General features: G+C 65.9%; 18 protein-coding genes. 15 read left to right on the forward strand and 3 right to left on the reverse strand.

Annotated features, from left to right (window positions below; translation table 11 throughout):
- Window positions 1-109 precede the first annotated feature (109 nt).
- From tssB to VN706_18880, 12 genes are all read left to right on the forward strand, one after another.
- Window positions 110-628, forward strand: coding sequence for a type VI secretion system contractile sheath small subunit (tssB, locus tag VN706_18825; GenBank protein ID HXT17700.1), 519 nt, complete (start codon window positions 110-112; stop codon window positions 626-628).
- 66 nt (window positions 629-694) lie between these two features.
- Window positions 695-2,179, forward strand: coding sequence for a type VI secretion system contractile sheath large subunit (tssC, locus tag VN706_18830; protein HXT17701.1), 1,485 nt, complete (start codon window positions 695-697; stop codon window positions 2,177-2,179).
- Between the two features lie 101 nt (window positions 2,180-2,280).
- Entirely contained in the window at window positions 2,281-2,778 is a 498-nt protein-coding gene (locus tag VN706_18835; protein HXT17702.1) for an Hcp family type VI secretion system effector, read from the forward strand.
- 5 nt (window positions 2,779-2,783) lie between these two features.
- Window positions 2,784-3,251: a type VI secretion system baseplate subunit TssE gene (gene tssE, locus VN706_18840; protein ID HXT17703.1), complete on the forward strand. Its 468-nt coding sequence runs from the start codon at window positions 2,784-2,786 to the stop codon at window positions 3,249-3,251.
- Window positions 3,241-5,052: a type VI secretion system baseplate subunit TssF gene (gene tssF / locus VN706_18845; GenBank protein HXT17704.1), complete on the forward strand. Its 1,812-nt coding sequence runs from the start codon at window positions 3,241-3,243 to the stop codon at window positions 5,050-5,052. The genes tssE and tssF overlap by 11 nt, the downstream gene beginning before the upstream one ends.
- Window positions 5,016-6,044 (forward strand): type VI secretion system baseplate subunit TssG, encoded by a 1,029-nt coding sequence (tssG, locus tag VN706_18850; GenBank protein ID HXT17705.1) that lies wholly within the window; start codon window positions 5,016-5,018, stop codon window positions 6,042-6,044. The genes tssF and tssG overlap by 37 nt, the downstream gene beginning before the upstream one ends.
- Complete coding sequence (gene tssH, locus VN706_18855) at window positions 6,041-8,782, forward strand: type VI secretion system ATPase TssH (GenBank protein ID HXT17706.1); 2,742 nt, start codon at window positions 6,041-6,043, stop codon at window positions 8,780-8,782. Before tssG ends, tssH begins: the two co-directional genes overlap by 4 nt.
- A complete protein-coding gene (gene tssI, locus VN706_18860; GenBank protein HXT17707.1) occupies window positions 8,779-10,824 on the forward strand; it encodes a type VI secretion system tip protein TssI/VgrG in 2,046 nt (681 codons plus the stop codon). The genes tssH and tssI overlap by 4 nt, the downstream gene beginning before the upstream one ends.
- Before the next feature lie 34 nt (window positions 10,825-10,858).
- Complete coding sequence (locus VN706_18865) at window positions 10,859-11,233, forward strand: DUF4280 domain-containing protein (GenBank protein HXT17708.1); 375 nt, start codon at window positions 10,859-10,861, stop codon at window positions 11,231-11,233.
- Window positions 11,234-11,248: 15 nt separating this feature from the next.
- Window positions 11,249-11,959, forward strand: coding sequence for an SPOR domain-containing protein (locus VN706_18870; protein HXT17709.1), 711 nt, complete (start codon window positions 11,249-11,251; stop codon window positions 11,957-11,959).
- 18 nt (window positions 11,960-11,977) lie between these two features.
- Window positions 11,978-12,799, forward strand: coding sequence for a hypothetical protein (locus tag VN706_18875; GenBank protein HXT17710.1), 822 nt, complete (start codon window positions 11,978-11,980; stop codon window positions 12,797-12,799).
- Window positions 12,796-13,365, forward strand: coding sequence for a DUF4123 domain-containing protein (locus VN706_18880; protein HXT17711.1), 570 nt, complete (start codon window positions 12,796-12,798; stop codon window positions 13,363-13,365). The genes VN706_18875 and VN706_18880 overlap by 4 nt, the downstream gene beginning before the upstream one ends.
- A 259-nt stretch (window positions 13,366-13,624) precedes the next feature.
- Here the strand turns inward: VN706_18880 and VN706_18885 are convergent, their stop codons facing one another.
- A complete protein-coding gene (locus tag VN706_18885; protein ID HXT17712.1) occupies window positions 13,625-14,563 on the reverse strand; it encodes a hypothetical protein in 939 nt (312 codons plus the stop codon).
- Between the two features lie 299 nt (window positions 14,564-14,862).
- Between VN706_18885 and VN706_18890 the strand changes: the two genes are divergently transcribed.
- From VN706_18890 to VN706_18900, 3 genes are read left to right on the forward strand one after another with little or no spacing between them, the layout of a single operon-like run.
- Window positions 14,863-15,261: a hypothetical protein gene (locus VN706_18890; GenBank protein HXT17713.1), complete on the forward strand. Its 399-nt coding sequence runs from the start codon at window positions 14,863-14,865 to the stop codon at window positions 15,259-15,261.
- The gene (locus tag VN706_18895) at window positions 15,258-16,556 is read left to right on the forward strand and encodes a hypothetical protein (protein ID HXT17714.1); all 1,299 of its coding nucleotides are present in this window, start codon (window positions 15,258-15,260) and stop codon (window positions 16,554-16,556) included. The genes VN706_18890 and VN706_18895 overlap by 4 nt, the downstream gene beginning before the upstream one ends.
- Window positions 16,557-16,566: 10 nt before the next feature.
- A complete protein-coding gene (locus tag VN706_18900) occupies window positions 16,567-20,298 on the forward strand; it encodes a hypothetical protein (GenBank protein HXT17715.1) in 3,732 nt (1,243 codons plus the stop codon).
- A gap of 129 nt (window positions 20,299-20,427) precedes the next feature.
- Here the strand turns inward: VN706_18900 and VN706_18905 are convergent, their stop codons facing one another.
- The gene (locus VN706_18905; protein HXT17716.1) at window positions 20,428-20,775 is read right to left on the reverse strand and encodes a hypothetical protein; all 348 of its coding nucleotides are present in this window, start codon (window positions 20,773-20,775) and stop codon (window positions 20,428-20,430) included.
- A 209-nt stretch (window positions 20,776-20,984) separates the two neighbouring features.
- Entirely contained in the window at window positions 20,985-22,820 is a 1,836-nt protein-coding gene (gene typA / locus VN706_18910) for a translational GTPase TypA (protein ID HXT17717.1), read from the reverse strand.
- Window positions 22,821-22,937 lie beyond the last annotated feature (117 nt).

A 22,937-nucleotide genomic window follows, 5' to 3' on the forward strand; every position in this document is an offset into this window, starting at 1 on the left:
CGGTGCACGCCCGAGAGCTCGGATCGCGGCCGCCGCCGGTGCGCCCCAGCCTCCCTTTCCTTTGTGGTCGCTCGTCCCTGTTCCTCTTCCTACCTCCATCGGAGTGATGATGCCGGAAAGCACACAGCACAAACTCGACCGAGTGCGGCCGCCTCGGGTTCAGATCACCTACGACGTCGAGATCGGCGGCGCGATGCAGAAGCGCGAGCTGCCGCTCGTCGTCGGCATCATGGCCGAGCTCTCGGGCAAGCCGTCCGAAGCGCCGGCGGCGCTCAAGACGCGCGGCTTCGTCAACATCGACCGCGACAACTTCAACGACGTCATGACGTCGATTCAGCCGCGCCTCGCGTTCCAGGTCGACAACAAGATCGCGAACGACGACAGCAAGCTGAATGTCGAGTTGAACTTCCGCACGATCGACGATTTCGAGCCGGTCTCGATCATCCAGCAGGTCGCCGCCCTGCGCAAGCTGTTCGAAGCGCGGCAGAAGTTGTCCGATCTCCTCACGAAGCTCGACGGCAACGACGAGCTCGATCGACTCCTCCAGGAGATCGTGTCGAACACCGAAGGGTTGACGGAACTGAAGGCCCTGGGCGCCGGCGCCCCGGCCGATCAACCCGCGAGCTGACCTACGCCACTCAAGCGACCGTCGGCCAAGACCGGCGTTCGCCACACCTTTTGAGGAGTCGAAGCAATGGCACAAGCACAAACCGCGACGTCGGCGAATTCGACGTTCGCTCCCGAGCCGGGCAGTCTCCTGGCGCGCATCATCGACGAAGGCCGCATGGCGCGCGATCCCGTGCAGACGACGTACGCGCGCGACCTGATCGCCGAGTTCGCGGCGCAGGTGCTGGATGAAGGGATGGCGGTCAGCCGCGACACCGCGGCGATGATCAACGCCCGCATTGCGCAGATCGATGTGCTGATCAGCGCGCAGCTCAACCAGGTCATGCACGCGACCGACTTCCAGAAGCTGGAAGCGTCGTGGCGCGGCCTGCACTTCCTCGTCATGAATTCCGAGACGGGCACGCGCCTCAAGCTGCGCCTGCTCAACGCCTCGCGCGACGAGCTCCAGAAGGATCTCGAGAAGGCGGTCGAGTTCGACCAGAGCGTGTTGTTCAAGAAGATCTACGAAGAGGAATACGGCACGTTCGGCGGTCATCCGTTCAGCGTGCTGGTCGGCGACTTCGAGTTCGGCCGCCATCCGCAGGACATGGCGTTCCTCGAGAAGTTGTCCAACGTCGCGGCGGCGGCGCATGCGCCGTTCATCGCGGCGGCGAGCCCCAAGCTCTTCGACATGGACAGCTTCACCGAGCTCGGCGTTCCGCGCGATCTCGCGAAGTCGTTCGAGTCGGCGGAGCTGATCAAGTGGCGTGCCTTCCGTGACTCGGAAGATTCGCGCTACGTGGCGCTCGCGCTGCCGCACATTCTCATGCGCTTGCCGTACGGCCCGAACACCAAGCCGACCGAAGGCGTGAACTTCGTCGAGGACGTCGACGGCACGGATCACTCGAAGTATCTGTGGGGCAACGCGGGATATGCGCTCGCGCAGCGCATCACGAACGCGTTCGCGCAGCACAGCTGGTGCGCGGCGATTCGCGGCGTCGAAGGCGGCGGTCTGGTCGAAGGCCTCCCGACGCACACGTTCCAGACGGACCAGGGCGACATCGCGCTCAAGTGCCCGACGGAAATCGCGATCACCGACCGCCGCGAGAAGGAGCTCAACGATCTTGGCTTCATCTCGCTGTGCCACTGCAAGGGCACCGACGTCGCCGCGTTCTTCGGCGGCGCCACGGCGAACAAGCCGAAGCTGTACAACACGAACCAGGCGAACGCGAACTCGCGCATCTCGGCCATGCTGCCGTACGTGCTCGCCGCGTCGCGCTTCGCGCATTACCTCAAGGTCATCATGCGCGACAAGATCGGCAGCTTCATGACTCGCGGGAACGTGGAGCAGCTGCTCAACAACTGGATCGCGGAATACGTGCTGCTGAACGACGACGCTCCGCAGGCGGTCAAGGCGAACTATCCGCTGCGCGAAGCGCGCGTCGACGTCACGGAGATTCCGGGCAAGCCGGGCGCGTACAACGCCACGGTCTTCCTCAAGCCGCACTTCCAGCTCGAGGAGCTCTCGGCATCCATCCGCCTCGTCGCCGAGCTGCCGCCGCCGGCGGCGTGATGCCGGCCTGACGATCCGATGATCACGGCGGTGCGCGCGTCGTTCGGCGCGCACACCGCCATCCCCGTGGACGATTCTCTTTCCGATACTCGAGGACCAAGATGTCTGAACAAATTCTGATGAAAATCGGCGACGGCACCACCGTGCCGGGCGAAAGCAAGACCAAGGATCACCTGAACGAGATCGAGCTGCTCTCGTTCAGCCACAACGTCGCCATGCCGATGACGGGCGATCCCAGCAACACCAAGCGCACGTCGGGCACGGCGATGGTCGGCGAATTCGTCATCACCAAACTGCTCGACAAGGCCACCCCGGTGCTCAACCAGAAGTGCTGTCAGGGCCAGGACTGCGGCGAAGTGACGGTGACCGTGTACCAGAATGACCAGGGCACGGTGATTCCGCTCATGGTGTACACCATGACGAACACGCTCGTCTCGAGCGTCTCGATCGGCGGCTCGGCCGGCGGCGGCATGCCGACGGAAACCGTCACGCTCAACTTCACGAAGCTCAAGTGGGACTACAAAGCCCAGAAGTCCGAGGGCGCGCAGGAAGGCACGGCGTCGGCCGTGTGGGATCTCGCCGCCAACGCCGCGGAGTGAGTCCCATGTCGTCCGTCCCCACGTCGCGCGCCACGCGAGCACCGCTGTTCGATCGGCTCATGGACGCCGACGCGGACGGACGGACGGATGTCGCACACGTCATTTCAGGGGCCGAGCTTCGCGCGTCACTGGCGCGCGAGCTCGCGTCTCTGCTCAACACCCGGATCGATCCGGCGATCGACGCGATCGATCCACGCGAACGGACGGTATTGGAGTACGGACTGCCTGACTTCACGGCGCTGGCCGCGCAGAGCAACGGCGACACCACGCGCCTCGCGCTCGCCGCACAGCGGGCCATCCTGGCCTTCGAGCCGCGCCTCGGGCGGCCCCGCGTCGACGTCATCGTCGAGCGGACGAAGCGAGACAGTGTTGCGTTCCTGGTGAGTGGCATGCTCGTCGTCAACGGCGTGGCCGAGCCGGTGACGTTCCCCGTCGAGCTCGGGGCATCGGGAGAGAACGGCGATGCCGGCTGACGCCAACGCCGAGCTGCTGCAGTACTACCGCGAGGAGCTGAGCTATCTCCGGCGGATGGGAACGGCGTTCGCGCACCGCTTCCCCGCCGTCGCCGCACGGCTGGAGCTGGGCCCGGACGTCGTGCCCGATCCGCACGTCGAGCGGCTCATCGAATCCTTCGCGTTCCTCACGGCGCGCATCCGCCGGAATCTCGATGCCTCGCTGCCCGAGATCACGACCGCGCTGTTAGAGTTGTTGTATCCGAATTTCGTCGCGCCGCTGCCGTCGATGTCCATCGCGCGCTTCGAGGTGGATCCCGACCAGGGCAAGCTGACGTCGGGCTACCTTCTGCCGAAGCACACGCCGGTCATCGCCGAGAGCACCGACGGCGGACCCGCGCCGCGCGCCGTGCGCTTTCGCACCGGCTACGCGACGGCGCTCTGGCCCGTCGAAGTCGAGAGCGCCGCGTTCGAGGTTCCTGACCAATTCGCGTTTCTCGACCGCGCGACCGACGTCGCCAGCGTGCTGCGCCTGCGGCTGCGCTGCACCGCCGGCGCGTTCCGCGATCTGGAGCTGCGCGATCTCCGCTTCTACATCAACGGCGATACCCGCGTCGTCAGCACGCTCTACGAGCTGATCTTCGCGCACGCGCGCGGCGTCGCCTTCGTGAGCGACGGGACTGTCGTGCGGCGGCCGGCAAGTGCGCTCAAGCCCGTCGGCTTCAACGTCGGCGAAGAACTGCTGCCCGTGTCGGCGCACGCGCATCCGGGATACTGCCTGCTGCAGGAGTATTTCGCCTTCCCCGCGAAGTTCAACTTCGTGGACGTCACCGACATCGATCCGACGATCGCCGGCGAGCGCCTCGACATTCTCGTGCTGCTCGATCGACCGCCCGCCGAGCGGACGCCGATCGACGCCGACAGTTTCGTGCTCGGCTGCGCGCCGATCGTGAATCTCTTCATGAAGTCGGCCGAACCGGTGCGCATCGACCAGCTGCGGCCGGAATACCGCGTCGTCGCCGACCAGCGGCGCGAGCGCTCGACCGAGATTCACTCCATCCTCCGTGTCGCGTCGCAGGCGGACGGCGCCACCGAAGCGGTGCGCTTTCAGCCGTTCTTCTCGTTCCAGCATCACGCCGGCGCGCAGGCGCCGCGAGCCTTCTGGCACGCGCGGCGTGAAGCGAGCGCGCGCCCCGATCTTCCGGGCTCGGAGATGATGATCGCGCTCGTCGATCTCGACTTCAATCCCACGCATCCGGGCACGCAGTCGGTGTACGTGAGCGCGTTGTGCACCAATCGTCATCTTGCCGAACAATTGCCGACGGGCGCGAAGCTGCAGATCGAGCTCGCGGCGCCGGTCTCGCGCATCACCGCGCTCCACAAGCCCACGCCGCAGCGCGACGTACCGCTCGGCGGCGCGAGTCACTGGAAGCTCGTGTCGCACCTGACGCTGAACCATCTGTCGCTCGAAGGACCGGATGGCATTCACGCGCTGCGCGAGCTGTTGCGGCTGTATGCCGGCGACGATGCGCTCGCGCTGCGCCAGATCGGCGGGCTGCGCGCGATTCAGACCAATCGCATCATGCGCCGCGTCGGGCGCGACGCGTGGCGCGGCTTCTGTCGCGGTTTGTCGATCAGCGCGACGCTCGACGAGCAGGAGTTCCTGAGCACCAGCCCGTATCTCTTCGCCGCCGTGTTGAATCGGTTCCTCGGCACGTACGCCGCGGTCAATTCGTTCGTCCAGTTGCGCGTGCTGAGCGTGCAGCGTGAAGGAGTCTGGAAGGAATGGCCGCCGAGCGCGGGCGAACAGATCGTAGCGTAATCGAGCGGCTCGAGTCCGAGCCGTATCGATTCGACTTCTATCAGGCCGTGTCGCTCCTCGAGCGCATGCGGCCCGAAGCGCCGTCGGTGGCCGAAGGGGTCGACGCCGCTCGCGAAGCCGTGCGCTTTTCATCGGCGGCGGGCCTGGGCTTTCCGGCGAGCGAGATCGCGAACGTCGAGCCGCCTGAGCGCACCGCGTCGCCGTGGCGCATGCGCGTGGCGTTTCTCGGATTGGGCGGCGTGCAGGGACCGCTGCCGGTCGCGTTCACGGAGCGACTGCTCAGCCGCAAGTCGCGCGGCATCGCGCTGCGCGAGTTCCTCGACATCTTCCAGCATCGTCTCGTGTCGCTGATGTATCGCGTGCGGCGGCGGCATCGCATCGGCCTCGATGGCCGGCCGCCCGAGGGGAGCGCTGTCGCGCCGATGCTCGCGTCGATCGCGGGACTCGGCACCCCGCGGCTCCAGCGCCGGCTCGCGGTGGACGATCGCGCGCTGCTCCGCTACGCGACGCTCCTCGCGCAGCGCCCGCGCTCGGCGATCGGACTCGAGCGAATGCTCTCCAGCTACTTCGGCGTGCCCGTGCGCGTACGGCAGTTCGTCGGCCGGTGGCGAGACATCGAAGAGAGCGATCTCACGCGCATCGGGTTCACGGGACAATGCCAGATCCTGGGCGAGAGCGCCGTGCTCGGCCGGCGGGTGTGGGATCAGCAAAGCACGGTCGTGCTGGTCGTTGGTCCGCTCGCTTACGATCGATATCGCGATTTCCTGCCCTCTGACGCCGGCACCGCCCTCAAGCCGCTCAAGCAGCTGGCGCGGTTGTATCTGGGACCGGAGATCGACGTGCACGTGGAGCTCGTGCTGCGCGCGCGCGAAACGCCGGGCATGATGTTCGACGACGGCGATCGGCCGATGCTGGGCTGGACGACATTCCTCGCGACGAGCCGCCCGCGCACGCAGAATCCCAACGTGGGCATCACTCGCGAGGCGAAGTGAGCAACGATCTCTCGACGCTCGTCTCGAAGCTCAACGTGACGTGCCGCCGCGCGCTCGAGAGCGCCGCGTCGCTGTGCGTGAACCAGACGCACTACAACGTCGAGATTGAGCATTTGCTCATGAAGTTGCTCGAGGACGACGGCAGCGATCTGCTCGCCATCCTGCGGCACTTCGAGCTCGATCCCGGCGCCGTCGAAGGAGAGCTGACCACGGCGATGGAGCGCTTCAAACGCGGCAACGGCCGAACGCCGGCGTTGTCGCCGCATCTGACGCGGCTCATCGAAGGGGCGTGGCTGCAGTCGTCGCTCACCCTCGACGAAGGCGTGATCCGTTCGGGCGCCCTGATGCTCGCCTTTTCGACCGACGATTCGCTGCGCGCGCTCATCCTCGGCTCGTCGGTGACGCTGCTGCGCGTCCCCAGCGAAGCGCTGCGGACGCAAATCAAGACGATCATCGCGGGCACGAAGGAGAATGGCGCGCGACGCCGTGCCAGCGATGGCGGCCCCGGCGCAGCGCCGCCGCGCGAACGGCGGGGCGGCGGCAAGACACCCAATCTCGATCAGTACACCGTCGATCTCACCGCACTCGCGCGCGACGGCGCGATCGACCCCGCGATCGGCCGCGACGCCGAGATTCGCCAGGTCGTCGACATTCTCCTGCGCCGGCGCCAGAACAACCCGATTCTCACGGGCGAAGCCGGTGTCGGCAAGACCGCGGTCGTCGAAGGGTTTGCGGATCGCGTCGCCAAGGGCGACGTGCCGCCGATGTTGCGCAGCGCGTCGGTGCGCACGCTCGATCTCGGGTTGCTCCAGGCCGGCGCCGGGGTGAAGGGCGAGTTCGAGCATCGTCTCAAGAGCGTGATCGACGAAGTGAAAGCATCGCCGTCGCCGATCATCCTGTTCATCGACGAAGCGCACACCATCATCGGCGCGGGTGGACAAGCGGGTCAGGGCGACGCGGCGAATCTGCTCAAGCCCGCGCTCGCGCGCGGCGAGCTCCGCACCATCGCCGCGACAACGTGGGCCGAGTACAAGAAGTACATCGAGAAGGATCCGGCGCTCGCGCGACGCTTTCAGGTCGTGAAGGTCGAGGAGCCAAGCGAAGAGTCGGCCGTCGCGATGCTGCGCAGCGTGGCCGCGAAGCTCGAGCGGCATCACGGTGTGCGCATCATGGACGAAGCGGTGCGCGACGCGGTGACGCTCTCGCACCGCTATCTCGCGGACCGCCGGCTGCCCGACAAGGCGATCAGCGTGCTGGACACGGCATGCGCGCGCGTGGCGATCGCGCAGAGCGGCACTCCACCCGCCGTCGAGGCCGCGCGCCGCGCCGTCGACGAACTGGCCGTCGAGCTGCGGATTGCGCGGCGCGACCAACTGACCGATCACGGCGCGCACGTTCGCGTCGACGAACTGGCGCGCGAGCTCGGCACGGCCCGCGTGCAACTCGCCGAGCTCGAGGAGCGGTGGAAGGACGAGAGCACCGCCGTGTCCGAGATTCGCTCCGTGCACGAGCAGCTCGACGCGCTGCTGGCCAGCGATACGACGGACGAGCAGGAGCGCGAGCGGCTGAATCACGTGCTCACGCGTCTCGAGCGCGGACTCGACGCCATTCAGGCGGACTTCCCCATGATTCCGACGAGCGTCGACTCGGAAGTCGTGGCATCGGTGATCTCGGGGTGGACGGGCATTCCCGTCGGCAAGATGATGACGGACGAGATTCACACGATTCTCACCCTGCGCGAACGGCTCGCCGAACGCGTCGTGGGACAACCCGCGGCACTCGACACGATCGCCAAGCGCATTCGTACGTATCGGGCGGGGCTCGACGATCCGGGCAAGCCCGTCGGCGTGTTCCTGCTCGTCGGCCCGAGCGGCGTGGGAAAGACCGAGACGGCGGTGACGCTCGCCGAAGTATTGTTCGGCGGCGAGCGCAATCTGATCACCGTCAACATGTCGGAGTTCCAGGAGCCGCACACGGTGTCGTCGCTCAAGGGCGCGCCGCCGGGCTATGTCGGGTACGGCACGGGCGGCGTGTTGACCGAGGCCGTTCGGCGCCGGCCCTACAGCGTCGTGCTGCTGGACGAAGTCGAGAAGGCGCATCCGGACGTTCTCGAGCTCTTTTATCAGGTCTTTGATAAAGGAATCATGGAGGACGGCGAAGGCGTCGCGGTGGACTTCAAGAACACCATCATTCTTCTCACGTCGAATGTCGGCGCCGACTCGATCATTCGCGCCTGCCACAGCTCCGTGGCTCGGCCGACGGCCGAGAGTCTCGCGGCGCTCATTCGCCCGGAGCTCATCGCGCGCTTCAAGCCCGCCCTGCTCGGTCGCATGGTCATCGTTCCCTACCTGCCGCTGCGCGACGCCGAGATTCGGGAGATCGTGAAGATCAAGCTGTCGAAGATCGAACGCCGCGTGCGCGAGCAGCACGGCGCGGCCTTCACGTTCACGCCGCAAGTGGTGGAGCTGATCACGCAGCGCTGCACCGAGGTCGATACCGGCGCGCGCAACGTCGACCACATCGTCACGCACACCATGCTGCCGGAATTGTCGGCACGCATGCTCGATCTCGTGGCGCGCGGCGACCGACTCGGCGCGGCGCACCTGGCCGTCGACGCGTCGAGCGCGTTCGTGTACGACCTGATGTCGGCGGACGGACTCGATACCGGTGAACCGCGCATGCCGCCGCTGCTCCCGTCGCCCCCGCCGCACCGTCCCACCGCCATCGAGCCCAGATGACCGCTGTCGGCTTCACGCAAGCGAACACGTACCTGAGCATCTCGACGCCGCTGGGCGACGACGTGCTGCTTCTCCGCGCGCTTCGCGGGGAGGAGTCGCTCTCCGCGCCGTTTCATTTCTCGCTGGACATGGTGTCCGAGCAGAGCGATCTCGACTTCACGCAGATCGTGGGACAGGGCGTCACGATCTCGCTCACCGCGAGCGGCGGCACGACGCGCTACCTGCACGGGTTGATGACGAAGTTCGTGCAGGCCGGCACGTCCAAGCGCTTCACGACGTACTTCGGCGAGATTCGCCCGTGGTTCTGGATGCTCAACCTCGCGTCGGACAATCGCATCTTCCAGCAGAAGACCGTCATCGAGATCGCGACGACCATTTTCGGTGAGCTGAGCTACGCCGACTATCGCGACGCGACGACCGGAACGCACACCGCGCGCGACTACTGCGTGCAGTATGGCGAGACGGCCTTCGACTTCATCTCGCGGTTGTTCGAGGACGAAGGCATTCACTATTTCTTCGAGCACGCCGACGGCAAGCACACGATGGTGCTGGCCGACGACGCGGACGCGCACACCGCGCTCGCGGCGCCGACCGCGGTCAAGTACGTCACGTCGGACAAGGATCGCCAGACCGACGACGTCATTCTGTCGTGCACGATCGAGCAGCAGGTGCTGCCGAACGCGTACAAGCTCGACGACTACGAGTTCACCACGCCGGCGACCGATCTCGCGGTGAGCGTGGACGCGGCCACGACCGGCTCGCTCAAACTGTACGACTATCCCGGCGGCTTCACGACGACGAGCGACGGCGAAGCGATCGGCAAGCTGCGCATCGAGTCGTACGAGGCGGACGCCAAGATCGTGCGCGGCGACAGCACGGTGCGCACGTTTGCGCCCGGCTACACGTTTTCGCTCACCGATCATCCGCGATCGGACGTCAACGCCACGTATCTGCTGCGCAGCGTCTCCCACTCGGCGACGATGCAGGAATACGGCAATCGATTCGAGGCCGCGCCGTCGGCGACCGTGTTTCGTCCCCGTCGCACCACGCCCAAGCCGCGCATCCATGGCTCGCAGACGGCGATCGTCGTCGGCAAGAGCGGCGAGGAGATCTGGACCGACTCGTACGGGCGCGTGAAAGTGCAGTTCTACTGGGATCAGAAGGGCACGAACGACGAGAACAGTTCGTGCTGGGTGCGCGTGGCGCAGGGGTGGGCCGGCAAGAGCTGGGGCACGCTGTTCACGCCGCGCATTGGTACAGAAGTCATCGTCAGCTTTCTGGACGGCGATCCCGATCGGCCGCTCGTGACCGGCACCGTCTACAACGCGACGCAGACGGTCCCGTACACGTTGCCCGACGATCAGACCAAGAGCACGATCAAGACGCGCTCGTCGAAAACGGGCACGGCCGGCAACGAGATTCGCTTCGAGGACAAGAAGGACAGCGAGGAGCTCTATCTCCACGCGCAGAAAGACATGAAGACCGAAGTCGAGAACGATCGCACCGACACGGTGAAGAACAACGACACGCTGACGGTGACACAGGCGCGCAGCGTCACGGTGTCCGAGGGCGATGAGAGTTTGACGGTGTCGAAAGGCAAGCGCACGATGACCGTCACTGCGGGCGACGAGACGTACACGGTCGGCGGCAAGCGCACCGTGAAGGTCACCGGTGACGAGACGCACACCGACGAAGCCAAGTTCACGCACAACGTGACCGGCGATTACACGCTCAAGGTGAACGGCAACCTGACGATCGAGGCCCAGGGCTCGATCTCGATCAAGTCGGGCACCACCTTCGCGAACGAAGCCGGAACCGCGCTGTCCAACAAGGCCGGCACCGACCTCTCGAACGAGGCGACGTCGGCGCTCAAGAACAAGGGCATGACGGTCGCCAACGAGGCGACGACCGAGCTGACCAACAAGGGCGTCTCGGTCACGAACGACGCGAGCGGGCAGCTGAACAACAAGGCGGGCGGGATGCAAAACGTCGAAGCGAGTGGTATTCTGGTGCTCAAGGGCTCACTCGTGAAGGTCAACTGAGGCGCGGAGGGCCACCATGGGTATGTGCGCGTGCATGTCGGCGCAGATTCAGTGCTCGTTCGGCGCGGCGCCGAGCGTGTTGACGGTCATCCCGAAAGGGCCGCCGGCGATGGCGAACAACCTGCTGGCGGCGACGATCATGGACAACATTCCCATGGCGAACATCGCGCCCTTCGGCATGTGCAACTCCGCGAGCAATCCCGTCGTCGCCGCGGCCACGGCGGCGGCGCTCGGCGCGATGACGCCGATGCCGTGCATTCCGGCGACCGTCGCGCCGTGGGCGCCCGGCTCGCCGACGGTGCTCATCGGCAACATGCCGGCGTTGAATGATTCGTCGAAGCTCAACTGCATGTGGGGCGGCGTGATCAGCATTCTGAATCCCGGTGCAACAACCGTTCAAGTTCCATAATGTGAGTATGTGAATATGAAAATGCATACGTTCTTCCTCAGCGGCAAAGCCATCGCGATCGTCTCCGGCGCGCTCGGCGCCAGCGGCGCCCTGCTCTTCGTGGCGGGCGTGATGGTCGGCGCCCGCGTCCAGTTCGCCGCGCCACGCACGCCGGCGATCCCCCGCGTCGCGACGACGGCACCGGCCGGTCCCGCGGCGCCTGGAGCCCTCGGGCCCGTCGCGGCCGCGCCGCCGGCCGACGCATCGGCCGACACCACCGTCGCGCACGCGCCAGCCGCGAGTGCGGCACCGAGCGCGGCGTGGCCATTCAGCGAATCCGCCGACGTCGGTGCGGCGCCCGCTGTCGCGCCCGCACCGGCGCCGTCGTCGTCCGTGGGCACCCGCGCGTCGGTCGACCCGACACCGGTTGCCAGCACGCCAGTCATCTCGGCCGTGTCGTACGTGCACGATTCGCCCGCGCCAACGCGGCCCGCGCACGACACGGGGACATACCTCGTGCAAGTCGGCTCGTTCCGCGTCGAGCAGCACGCGCGCGATCTTGCCGCGCGCCTCACCGCCGCCGGCTATCACGCGACGATCACGCCGCGCGACGACGGCGGCCGCACGATTCACGTCGTGCGCATCGGCCGCTTCGCCGGCGCCAACGCCGCCGAGCGCATCGCGGCGAAGGTGGGCGAGGCGGAGCAGCTCGTGGCGTACGTGGTCGCCGCCGCGCCGCAGCACTAGCACGAGAGCACACACCGCGTGCACGAGCGCCTGTCGGCCGGCGGATTCGAGCTCGAGCTCCTCCACGGCTACGATCGGTTCTCGGCCGACGGTGAGTTGTCGTTTCGCGATCCCGGAAGCGCCGACGCCTGGCTGAAGGTTCTGGCCGGCGATCCGGGCGCCATGACCACGATTCGCCGCGTGCTCGCGGGCGTCGAATCGAATCGCACGCCCCTGCCGACGCGCGACGCCGACGTGCTTGCGCTCCTGTCACGGCGCATCTCGGAAGGCCGCATCGTCGTCGCGCTCAACCGAGTCGGGCGCGGAGGCAGCGGCAGCGGGAGCGGGAGCTCGTCCTCGAGCACGTCGTCCACCTCGACCACGGACTCATCGGCCGCATCGTCCGACGCAACAGCAGCCGCGGCCACTCAGACGACGAGTCCCGCGTCCGCGGCGGCGACGGCCGCCGCGGACGCCGCCCAGGCCCAGGCGGCCGAAGATGCCGCCATCGACTCCGAGGCACAGGCGGCAACCTTGCAGCAAGCGGCCGCCGACGGTACACCGTTTTGCGAGGAGTGTGAAAAAGCGAAGCAACGCGCCGCGGCGGCAACGGCGGCTGCGCCGGCAACGCAACCACCGCCGGCGCCCGTGACACCGCCGCCGCCACCAGCCGCGCCTCCGCCGCCGCCGCCGCCGCCGCCGGTCGCGGCATCTGCACCGCCGGCGCCGTCCGAAGCCATGGACGACACGGCGCTCGACGGCGACGCGCAAGCCGCGGTGCTTCAACAGGCGGCGGAAACCGGTGTGCCCTTCTGCGCGGAGTGCGAGGCGCGACGCAAAGCGCGCGAGGCCGCGACATGACGGCGCCGAAAGCTGACGACACGCTCGACGCCTTGATCGCGACTCTCTGGAATGGGCCCGCGACGGACGACGTGTACGCGATCCTCGATTGCGCGCGCGACCCAAGCATTCATCGCCTGATTCACCAGCTCGCGCTCGACTACACGTGTCTGTTCCGCGGCCCGATCGCGCCCGCGCTCGACCGCTCCGCGCCGTACCTGGTTCACCTCTACCGCAATCATCGCTTCACGACTGAGCTGCTGCGGCGCGGATGGGGAAAGAGTTGGGGCATCTTCATTCGCGGCGGCGAAGCGATGGAGGCGTTGCGCATACACTTCCGCCGCTTCCTGCGCGTCAAGGACGAACAGGGAAAGCGGCTCTTCTTCCGATACTACGATCCGCGTGTGCTGCGCGTGTTTCTCCCGACGTGCAATGCCGCCGAGCTGCGTTACATCTTCGGCCGCGCGGGCACGCTGTGCGCCGAACGCGAAGATGCGGCGTCGCTCCTATGCTATCGCGAGATCGGCGGACAGCTCGTGACCGAGGAACTGCCGGTAACTGCCGCGGCGGAGCCCGGTGAGCCGTGATGCTCACCATTCGCGACGAGCAATTCGCCGCATTCGACGTTGCGCAGCGCGATGCTGTTTAGCGGCACGTCGTCGCGAGCATGTTCGGCAACGGCTGTCGCGCGCACGTCGTGAGTCGCGATGTCACCGTAGCGGCGTGGACGCCCCGGCCGCCGTCATCGACGCGCTGCCCGTGTTCTCGGAACCGCTCTGAGGCGACGGCCGACGCGACCGGCGTCGCCGAATGATCGGCAATTAGAAATCTCTAATAGCACCGCCGTCACCCGTAATACGTCACGTTGTTCGAGACGGTCCAGGAGAGCTTCGGCCCCGCATTCCATTTCGCGGTAAACACGACGCCGTACAGCTTGGAGTCCGCCGGTCCGTGATTGTTCTGATTGACCGCATAGTAGCTCTTCGACGCGGCACCATAGTTCTGCCACGCGACCGGCTGATGCGTCGTGAGTCCGACGTCGTTCAACACACGCGCGCCGAGCGGATCCAGCATGCGCGACAGGCGGTCGATGACCCACTCGCGCGACATCTGATCCCCGACGTTCGGCGGCGCATGCGGATTCTTCTTGAGCGTCTGCCCGACGCCTTTCGCCTCGACGATGACGTATTCGTCGTACCCGCCCGCGCCGTCCGGATGTCCCCAGATCTGATCGATGCCGCTGCCGGCATGGGTGTCGAAGCCCCACAACATCTGGTAGCCGGGGTACGTCGTGCCGAACGCCATCGCGCACGCCGCCGCGGCCTCGCCGGTCGCTTCCGTCTCGGCGCGATCGTTCACGCACGCGACCATGGCCGCGGTGACGGCCTGGAAGTGCGCGAGGAGCTTGCCTCCGAGTGCGTGCGGTGGATCGATCACCATGCCTTGCGCCGGCGATGGCGCGGCGGGGATGAGGCCCTTGTAGGCCAGGCGGATCTTGGTTTTGGGAACCGGACCCTTCCAGGCATTGGCGGTCAAATCGGGACAGTACGCCGTGCCGTGAGGCGGATTGTTGACGAGATTGTTCGCTTCCGTTTGGGGCGGAGCGCTGGCGCTGCGGCCGCGCACCGCGTTGATGCGGTTGCCGCGCGCCCGCTTGTTGTCAGCGGCGAACTTGGCGTGCTGATAGGGCGAGCCGTAGAAGGCGTTGCCCTGAAAGATCGTCTGGCCGCAGTTGTTGTCGCAGGGGATGCCCGTGTACGCGCTCTCCGCTTGCTGGAGATTCAAGCAGTTCGGGCAGCGAAACCAACCCATAGGGACGTGAGAGAATTCGAATAGGATAGTCGCCATTGAGAAGGCGGCGTCGCCATTCGCTCTCGTGGTGCTCGTGGTGCTCGTGGTGCTCCAATGTTGCGCCGGGTCGCGGCGTGCGCCAGAGGGCGGGTCTCGGCCGCCAGGCGAGAGTGGCTCCTCGACGCCTCGACGCCTCGACGCCTCGACGCCTCGACGCCTCGACGCCTCGACGCGGAACGCCGGATATGCTATTCTGGCGCTGCTCGACATCTTGTTTCCCTCCCGAGGCGATCGTGGCGCCCCTGACGATCCGCGCCGAACAAATGCGTGCCCTGCGCGCCCCGTTCCTCCAGCGCTTGTTCGATGCGGCGATCGAACACGCGCACCGCTGTCACGCCGATGTCGCCGCGTCGCTTCACGGCGATGATCTGGCCGCACACGTCCATTCGGCAATCGACAGCGCGGCGGCCTACGATCTGGCGAGTCAGCGCGACGTGCTGCGCTTCGTGAGCTTGACGCTCGTGTTTGGCGGATCGTGGAACGACGCGCCCGGCACGCGATGGATGCACGACGCATTGATGCCGCATGCCGGCGCATCGCGCGACGCCAGCATGCGCCTGCACGCGTTCTATGGCGAGGCTCTCGCGCGCCTGTCCCGCGGCGAGATCCCCGCCGGCTCGGGCCTCGCGTGAAACTGGCCGGCGCGCCCGACACCGATCCCCGCCTCGCCGCGCTCGCGGCAGCCGACGATGCCACCGCGGACGCCAGTGCCGCCGATGCGATCGTGCTGCCGTGTGGCGCGGTCGTGCCGCAGCTCGAGCTCGCGGTGCTCGTCTGGAACATTCGCGAGCTCGGTGGCGGATTCCACATGCCGCCCGCACGCCCCGACTACTGCATCGACGCATACGCCGCGTTGATCGCGGCAATGCAAGCCGACGTGTGCGTGCTCGCGGGACTGCGTGGAACGCCCGAGCGCGTCGTCACCTCGCAAGACGGCGTGTTCACGTACGCCGACGCGGTGAATGACACCGGCATCGCCGAGGCGAAGAAAATTCTCGCGTCGTTGCAGAAGGCCGCGGCGGATGGAGACTGGGCGCTTTCGACTCCCGCCGACTCGTCAGGCGTCGCTCTTTACGAGGGCGGCACGACCAGCGCCTTCCTCTACAAGAAAGCCGGTGGACGGACGCTGATCGGCCTGGACACCCTGAACGGGCGCGCCGATGCAACGCTCGGGCTCGGAGGGCATCTCGCCCATCTGTCGTTGAAGCTTCCGCTCGAGGGCGACGATCCGCTCACATTCGATTTGTTGACGCCACTCGGCGCGACCGCGGCGAAAGGTGAAAAGGCTCCGACGGTCGACGGGACGCAGCCCACGTCGTTCGTGCTCGCGTTCTCGGCGAGCGACGATCTCACGGCGCAGCGCGGTCCACTCGACGCCGTGCAGTCCGCGGTCACCGCGGACTCGCGCCCGCTGCTCGCGCACGGGTCCGTCCTCGGCGACTCGTTCTGGCATGCGACGACGCGATCGGCCGGCGGGTTGCTCGACGACTTTACCGCGATCGGCGCGGCCGATCTCGAGCGACACGATGCGGAGATGCATTGGGAAGCCCTGCCCGATCCCAAGCATGCCGGTACCTCGACCGACGTCGCGGGCTCGGTTGGCGACGCGGTGCTGACGCGCAATGCCGAGCCGCGCGCGCGGTACGCGGTGCGTGAGGTGCGCGTGATCGACATGATGCGCGCCGCGCTCGGCGCCGACGAGATCACGACCGTCGGCGGTGATGCGGCGCCCTGCGACGAAGATTCTTCGCTCGGCGCGATGCGCGCGTCGCATCGCACCGCGACCCCGTATCTCGGTCCCGACGCCCCGACGACGCCGACCAACATCGTCGCCGAATGCGCGGACTTCCTCCATCTGCTGTCGGACCACTGGCCGGTGCTCGCGACGCTCGTCGTTCGTGCGCCGGCGCCCGCGGCGCACGCATGAGCATTCTCATATGCCCGTAGAAGATCCGTTCAACCGGATGGCCGAGATCGTCGGCCGGTCGAAGGCGCGGGCGGTGACGTTTCCCGCGCAAGGCGACGGCGCGATCATGTGGAAGTCGACGGCGGTGCATCCGCTGCAGCCGATTCAGAACGTCCACCAGCGGCTCGTGCGCGACGCGCTGGGAAAGCTCAGCGACAAGGACCTCCGCGACGAGGACAAAAAACAGGCGGCCGAAACGGCGGTGATCGAGCAGTTTTTCATCGCCGACTCGAACGATCCCGGCCTCTACGGCGTGGCGGCCGATGCGCCGCCCACGTACGTCGATCAAGCCATCACTGCCGTCAACGACAAGCTCAAGAAACTGATCGCGGCGATGGACGCGGCCGCGACCGCCGCGGTCCCGCCGGCGGTCGATCCGCTTCCCGGTTTCAAGACGAGCCTGCACGCGATCGTGACCGACATCGAGGGCGTTTTTGATTATTTCCAGGCGGCCAAGCCGGCGAGCGTGCAGGTCGATTCTCCCGAGGTGACGGCCATCGCCGACGCCGTCGTCGTCGAGGAGCGGAAGATCGACGCCGCCGGAACGGCGGCGGCGGCGGCCACCGTGGGGAAGGCGCTCAAATCGGCCGTCAAGAAATTCGACGGCATCCTCACGAGCTTCTGTTGCATCCAGATGATGCACAACATCGAGCCGTTCTATCTCTTCCGGCTGATGGTGAAGTACCGCATCGATTCCGCGACGGCGATCACGACGAAGGCGCGCAAGGAAGTCAGCGGCGACCTGACCGGCCTGCTCAACAACAACCAGCGCTGGATCTTCGACTGGCTGGCGTCGTGCATGGACAATCTCAACACGGAGTTGACGGCGATCGACTCCGACAATTTGCTGTTTTTCGTCAAGGGAGGCCGCGCGCTCAAGTATCTCGAAGGCGACGCCTTCGCGGGCGAGAACGACTGGGACACGCAGGTCGTGATCAATCCGGAGCTTCCGCTCGGCCAATGGTACGAACTGCTGCGCAAGGTGCACAACGTCGTGCTCGCGCGGCTCAAGTCCTACAAGCTCGGCTTCTATCAGTTGATGCACCAGCACTCCGCGGACTTTCATCAGTCGATTGCCGGAAAGCTCGTTGGGCTGAACGCCGCCGTGCCGGCGCCGCCCGACGCGGCGTTCAGCGCCAGTTGCAAGGCGGAGCTGATCGACATCGGCATTCCGCGGGTCGACACCGTCGAGGCGTTCGAGCAGTGGGTGCAGATGAAGGGCAAGATCCAGGTCTCGGGGGGCGTGCCGATTCCCGGTTTTATATACTATATTAATGAGTATGTTTTAATGATCCGCGAGGCGTTCGCCGGCACGTCGATCTCGGTCGGCAAAACGCCCAAGCGGACGATGCGGTTACACGGCATCGTCAACGTCGACGCGATCGCGGCGGTCGCCAAGGCGGAGAAGGACCGCATTCCGAGCGCGGCGATTCCGAAGGCCGTCGCGGCGATCGACACGCTGGCGACCGACCCTGGCAAGCGCGTCTTCACGGTGCTCGTGCGCCAATTCGCCACCGGCTACGACTTCGCGCACGATCCCGGCTTCGCGACCGCGTTCGACGGGCTGGTCGACGCCGAGAAAGGCAACATGGCCACGGAGGCGGCATATCCCGACCTGCTGAAGACGGCGATCGACGACGAGAAAGGCAAGGGACAGGCGGCGGCCTGGCGCGACGACGTGTGTAAACCGCTCTGCGACATCATCGGGTTCGGCAACTATCTGTCGCAGCAGTGCGAGGCACACGTCACCGCGCGCAGCACGTTCCTCCTCAAGCAGCGCAAGACGATCGGTGCGCTCATCAAGGCGATCTACACCGCTTCCGTCGTGAATCCCGACGAGGAGTTGCAGATCCAGATGGCCGTCACCGGCAACTTCGCGGCCTTCCTCCACGCGCACTACCTGGGCCGGCTGACGGCAAGCGTCGACGAAAGCGCGGAGTCCGCGAAGGCGGGCAGCTACGACAAGCTCGACGACGCGATCATCAAGGCATTCCACGACAAGATCGGCGTCGTCGACTTGATCGAGGTGACGCTGTATTGCTGGGCGAAGGACTCCGATCCGGCGACGGTGCTCGAGGCGATCGTCAAACCGCATCTCGACGCATATATAGCGAACCCGCGCACGCCGCAATTCGACGTGCAACCCGGCGACCCGGGCACCATCTACGTGTTCTGGCCCCAAGCCGAGTCGCTCGATCCGTTCAAGTACAAGCCGGTGGTCGTGAAATTCACCGTCGAGAAGCATCCCGCGCGCTGGCCGCAGCTGTCGTTCATCTGGGGCTACCCGGTGCTCTCGATCCGCGACTTGATTCACAACGTCAACCGCCACACCGCGCACACCGACGAATTCGGCGCGCAGCAGCGCCTCAAGAAGACCGCCGCGGCGCTCGTCGAGATGATGACGCATTATGAGTATCCGAACGCCGGTGCGCCCGCCGAGCCGCACGGTGCGCCCAAGGTGCTCGGGATGCCGGCGGACCGGTCGCGCGACAGCGACGCGACGATCGCCGCCCTCACGAATGGCACCTGCCATCACCTCGTGATCGGCAGCGTGCAGCGCGCGAACGGCACGAGCGGCGACTACCCGGACGGCATGGCGGCGGAACGGAAATTCTCCGTCGTGCTACCCAAGCCCGCCTCGGCGGCTTCCGTGAAGTCGAAGCTCACGATCGCCGCGGACGACAGTAAGGATCGCACGCTCGACGTGCTCGTGGTGAATCAAGGCCACGGCGACATGGACAGCTTCGCGGGTTGGACCGGCGACCAGCTCAAGACGAATGTCATCGACCCGCTCAAGGCCGCCGGGGTGCGCGCGCAGACGATCGTCCTCGACACGTGCCTTTCGGCGTCGCTCGCCCACGTCTTTGCGCCGCTGCTCGCGGACGGCGGCAAGATGCTGTGCAACGTGTACAGCGCGACGAGTCTCGTCATGGTGCCGGACACGTGGACGTCGATCGATGCCGAACTGCTCGCGCGCAATGCGGGGGGGCTCCGCACCAAGCTGCTCGCGCGCGCGACGTCGCTCACTCGGGATTCGACGGCGTTCGTGAACGTCCAACTGCTGCGCGACCCGGACGTGGGAGCCGGCCTGTATTACCGGCAGTCGATTCTCAAGAATCCGGGCGCCAAGGATCGCTTGTCGATCGTGCGGTATCTGTCGCGCATCTCGCAGGCATTGCCCGACGCGATCCCCGACACTCCGGCGGAATTCTGGGACGATCTCAAATTCCTCAAGGACCAGACCGACCGGTTGGGTGAGGGCGAGGCTGCGGTCCTCAGCGCGGTCACCGACACGAAGGTCCGGTTCGATGGCCCGGCGTGCGACTCGGTCACGCGCGCGTTTCGGGCCCGTGTGGTGAAGATTCTCACCGACGGGGCATACGGCATTCAGCTCCCCGCACCGAGTCTCACGGGCAAGCCCAACATCGGCTCCGATAGCGTCTGGATCGCGCTGTCGCAGCGCCTGCCGACGCTGCTCCTGACGGTCACGACGCTCGACGTGTGTCCGAGCTGTTTTGCGGTCTACGACCAGGCGACGAAAAAGCTCGCGCTCGACACGCTGCTCACCGCGGAGCTGCCCGCGCGCACGAAGTCATTCCTGGATTCGATCTTCCCCGGCTCGTCGGCGGAGATTCCGGCGATGCGCACGGCGATCACGTCGAACGGCGCGACTCTCGATCCCGTGTCCCGCTACCTGCACTAGCGCCGCTGGGCGTGTGCGACGGCTGCCAAAAAACTGAGAATCGAGAGAGTGTGTGTGATCACGGGTGGCTGCGACTTCCGGGATCGCTCTGCTGGTGCGTCAACAACTAACGGCTGACGCGCAGCGCCGTCACTCCTCGTACCGCCCGGGCCGCCCCGGACGGTCCTCTTCATCCGTATCGTCGTACTCGTCGTCGAGATCCACGAGCTCGTCATCGAAGTCGTCGAGGTCCTCGTCATCATCCTCGTCGTCTTCATCCTCGTCGTCCTCATCCTCGTCGTCGAGATCGTCGTCGTCGTCGACGTCATCATCGTCGTCGTCGTCGTCGTCGTCATCATCGTCGAAATCGACATCGTCCTCGTCGAGATCCTCGTCGTCGTCGAGATCATCCTCGTCGTCGAGGGGTTCATCATCGAGATCGTCATCATCGCGCCGAGGGGACAGCGACAGATCCGACGACTCGAACTTGGCCGACATTGCTCGGTTCTCCTTGCAGAGCGGAACGGGAGTGAAACGGAGTGTAACGGAGTACAACGAGTGCAACGAGTGCAACGAGTGCAACGAGTGCAACGACTTGCAATGCTGAAAAGATCTCAGGCCGGCCGAACATGACAGCCGCCGCGAACATCCGTGAGCAACAACGTATAAGAGGGTCCGTCCGTTCGATCAACCCACCGCGCGACCCGTCAGCCGGACACCCGCTCGCGCTTCGCTTCGCGCGACAGCTTCTTCCGATCCGACGTACTCAAGAACCGCTTCCGCAACCGAATCGTTTGCGGCGTCACCTCGATCAGCTCATCGTCCTCGATATACTCCAGAGCCGCTTCCAGAGTCAACTCCCGCGGCGGCTCGAGCATGATGTGCTCATCCGCTCCCTTGCTTCGCATGTTCGTCAACTTCTTTTCCTTCGTCGGATTCACATCCATGTCACCCGGACGCGAATTCTCCCCGACGATCATCCCCTCGTAGACGGTGTCGCCCGGGCTCACGAACAGCGTCGAGCGCTCCTGCAAGTTGAACAGAGCGAACGCGACGATTGTGCCACCTTCCATCGATACCAGCGATCCGCGCGTCCGACCGGCCAACGGCCCGGCCCACGGACCGTAATCGAGAAACCGGTGATGCATGATGCCGGTTCCGCGCGTGTCCGTCAAAAACTCCGACCGATAGCCGAAAAGTCCTCGAGCCGGAATCCGATACAACAAACGCACGAGTCCCTGCCCCGGATTCTTCATCTCGAGCATCTCGGCGCGCCGCGGACCGAGCTTCTCGATCACGGTACCCAGATGCTCCTCCGGGACGTCGATCGACAACTCCTCGTACGGCTCCAATCGCTCGCCGTTCGGCCCCTCTCGAGTAATGACTCGAGGACGCGACACTTGGAATTCAAAGCCCTCGCGGCGCATCGTCTCCATGAGGATGGTGAGATGCAGCTCGCCCCGGCCCGATACCGTCCACGTGTCCGTCGAGTCGGTATCCTCGACGCGCAGCGCGACATTCCGCTCGAGCTCCTTGTACAATCGCTCGCGCACCTGGCGCGACGTCACGAACTTTCCTTCCTTGCCGGCGAACGGCGAATTGTTCACCACGAAATCCACCGAGATCGTCGGCTCCTCGACGGCGATGCCCTCGAGCCGCTCGGGATGCTCGATGTCGGTCAGCGTCAATCCGATCTCGACGTTCTCCAGACCCGCCAGCGACACGATATTCCCCGCCTCGGCCTGCTGCACCTCGACGCGATCGAGTCCCTCGAACATGTACAGTTTCGTGACACGCGACTGGTCGGGCTTCTGATTCGGATCGAGAGGCAGGAGCAGCACCGGATCGCCAACCTTCACCACACCGCGCTCGATACGCCCGATCGCCAGGCGTCCCAAGTACGGCGAGTGGTCGATGGTCGAGACGAGCATCTGGAACGACCCATGAATGTCGTCCGGCGGCGCCGGCACCATGGCGACGATCGTGTCGAACAGCGGCGTCAGGTCCTGCAGCGGCTGATCGAGGTCGAGCGTCGACACGCCGTCGCGTGCCGAGACGTACACGACGGGCGCGTCGAGCTGCGCTTCGTCGGCCTCGAGCTCGATGAAGAGGCTCAACACTTCGTCGTGCACGCGGAGGGGATCGGCGCCGGGGCGATCGATCTTGTTGATCACGACGATCGGCGTGCGGCCAAGCGCGAGCGCTTTCCGCAGCACGAAACGGGTCTGCGGCATGGGGCCGTCGAAGGCGTCCACCACGAGCAGCACGCCGTCCACCATGCGCAGAATACGCTCGACCTCACCGCCGAAGTCGGCGTGCCCGGGCGTGTCGACGATGTTGATCTTGGTGTCTTTCCAGCGGACGGCGGTGTTTTTGGCCAGAATGGTGATCCCACGCTCGCGCTCGAGCGGGTTGGAGTCCATCACGCGTTCCTGGACGACCTGATTATCTCTGAACGCGCCTGCCTGGCGGAGCATTTTATCGACCAGCGTGGTCTTGCCGTGGTCGACGTGCGCGATGATGGCGATGTTGCGGATTGACATAGCCTTTAAAGATAACGGGCGTCGGGGCGAGCGTGGCGTATGGGCGTATGGGCGTATGGGCGTATGGGCGTATGGGCGTATGGGCGTATGGGCGTATGGGCGTATGGGCGTATGGGC

Source organism: Gemmatimonadaceae bacterium (assembly GCA_035606695.1).
Classification (GTDB): domain Bacteria; phylum Gemmatimonadota; class Gemmatimonadetes; order Gemmatimonadales; family Gemmatimonadaceae; genus JAQBQB01.

Coding starts and splice junctions, on each gene's coding strand:
- VN706_18835 (HXT17702.1), top strand. CDS start 2,281: ATGTCTGAACAAATTCTGATGAAAATCGGCGACGGCACCACCGTGCCG.
- VN706_18880 (HXT17711.1), top strand. CDS start 12,796: ATGACGGCGCCGAAAGCTGACGACACGCTCGACGCCTTGATCGCGACT.
- VN706_18870 (HXT17709.1), top strand. CDS start 11,249: ATGAAAATGCATACGTTCTTCCTCAGCGGCAAAGCCATCGCGATCGTC.
- VN706_18905 (HXT17716.1), bottom strand. CDS start 20,775: ATGTCGGCCAAGTTCGAGTCGTCGGATCTGTCGCTGTCCCCTCGGCGC.
- tssG (HXT17705.1), top strand. CDS start 5,016: ATGGCCGCCGAGCGCGGGCGAACAGATCGTAGCGTAATCGAGCGGCTC.
- tssC (HXT17701.1), top strand. CDS start 695: ATGGCACAAGCACAAACCGCGACGTCGGCGAATTCGACGTTCGCTCCC.
- VN706_18900 (HXT17715.1), top strand. CDS start 16,567: ATGCCCGTAGAAGATCCGTTCAACCGGATGGCCGAGATCGTCGGCCGG.
- tssI (HXT17707.1), top strand. CDS start 8,779: ATGACCGCTGTCGGCTTCACGCAAGCGAACACGTACCTGAGCATCTCG.
- typA (HXT17717.1), bottom strand. CDS start 22,820: ATGTCAATCCGCAACATCGCCATCATCGCGCACGTCGACCACGGCAAG.
- tssB (HXT17700.1), top strand. CDS start 110: ATGCCGGAAAGCACACAGCACAAACTCGACCGAGTGCGGCCGCCTCGG.
- VN706_18865 (HXT17708.1), top strand. CDS start 10,859: ATGTCGGCGCAGATTCAGTGCTCGTTCGGCGCGGCGCCGAGCGTGTTG.
- tssE (HXT17703.1), top strand. CDS start 2,784: ATGTCGTCCGTCCCCACGTCGCGCGCCACGCGAGCACCGCTGTTCGAT.
- tssF (HXT17704.1), top strand. CDS start 3,241: ATGCCGGCTGACGCCAACGCCGAGCTGCTGCAGTACTACCGCGAGGAG.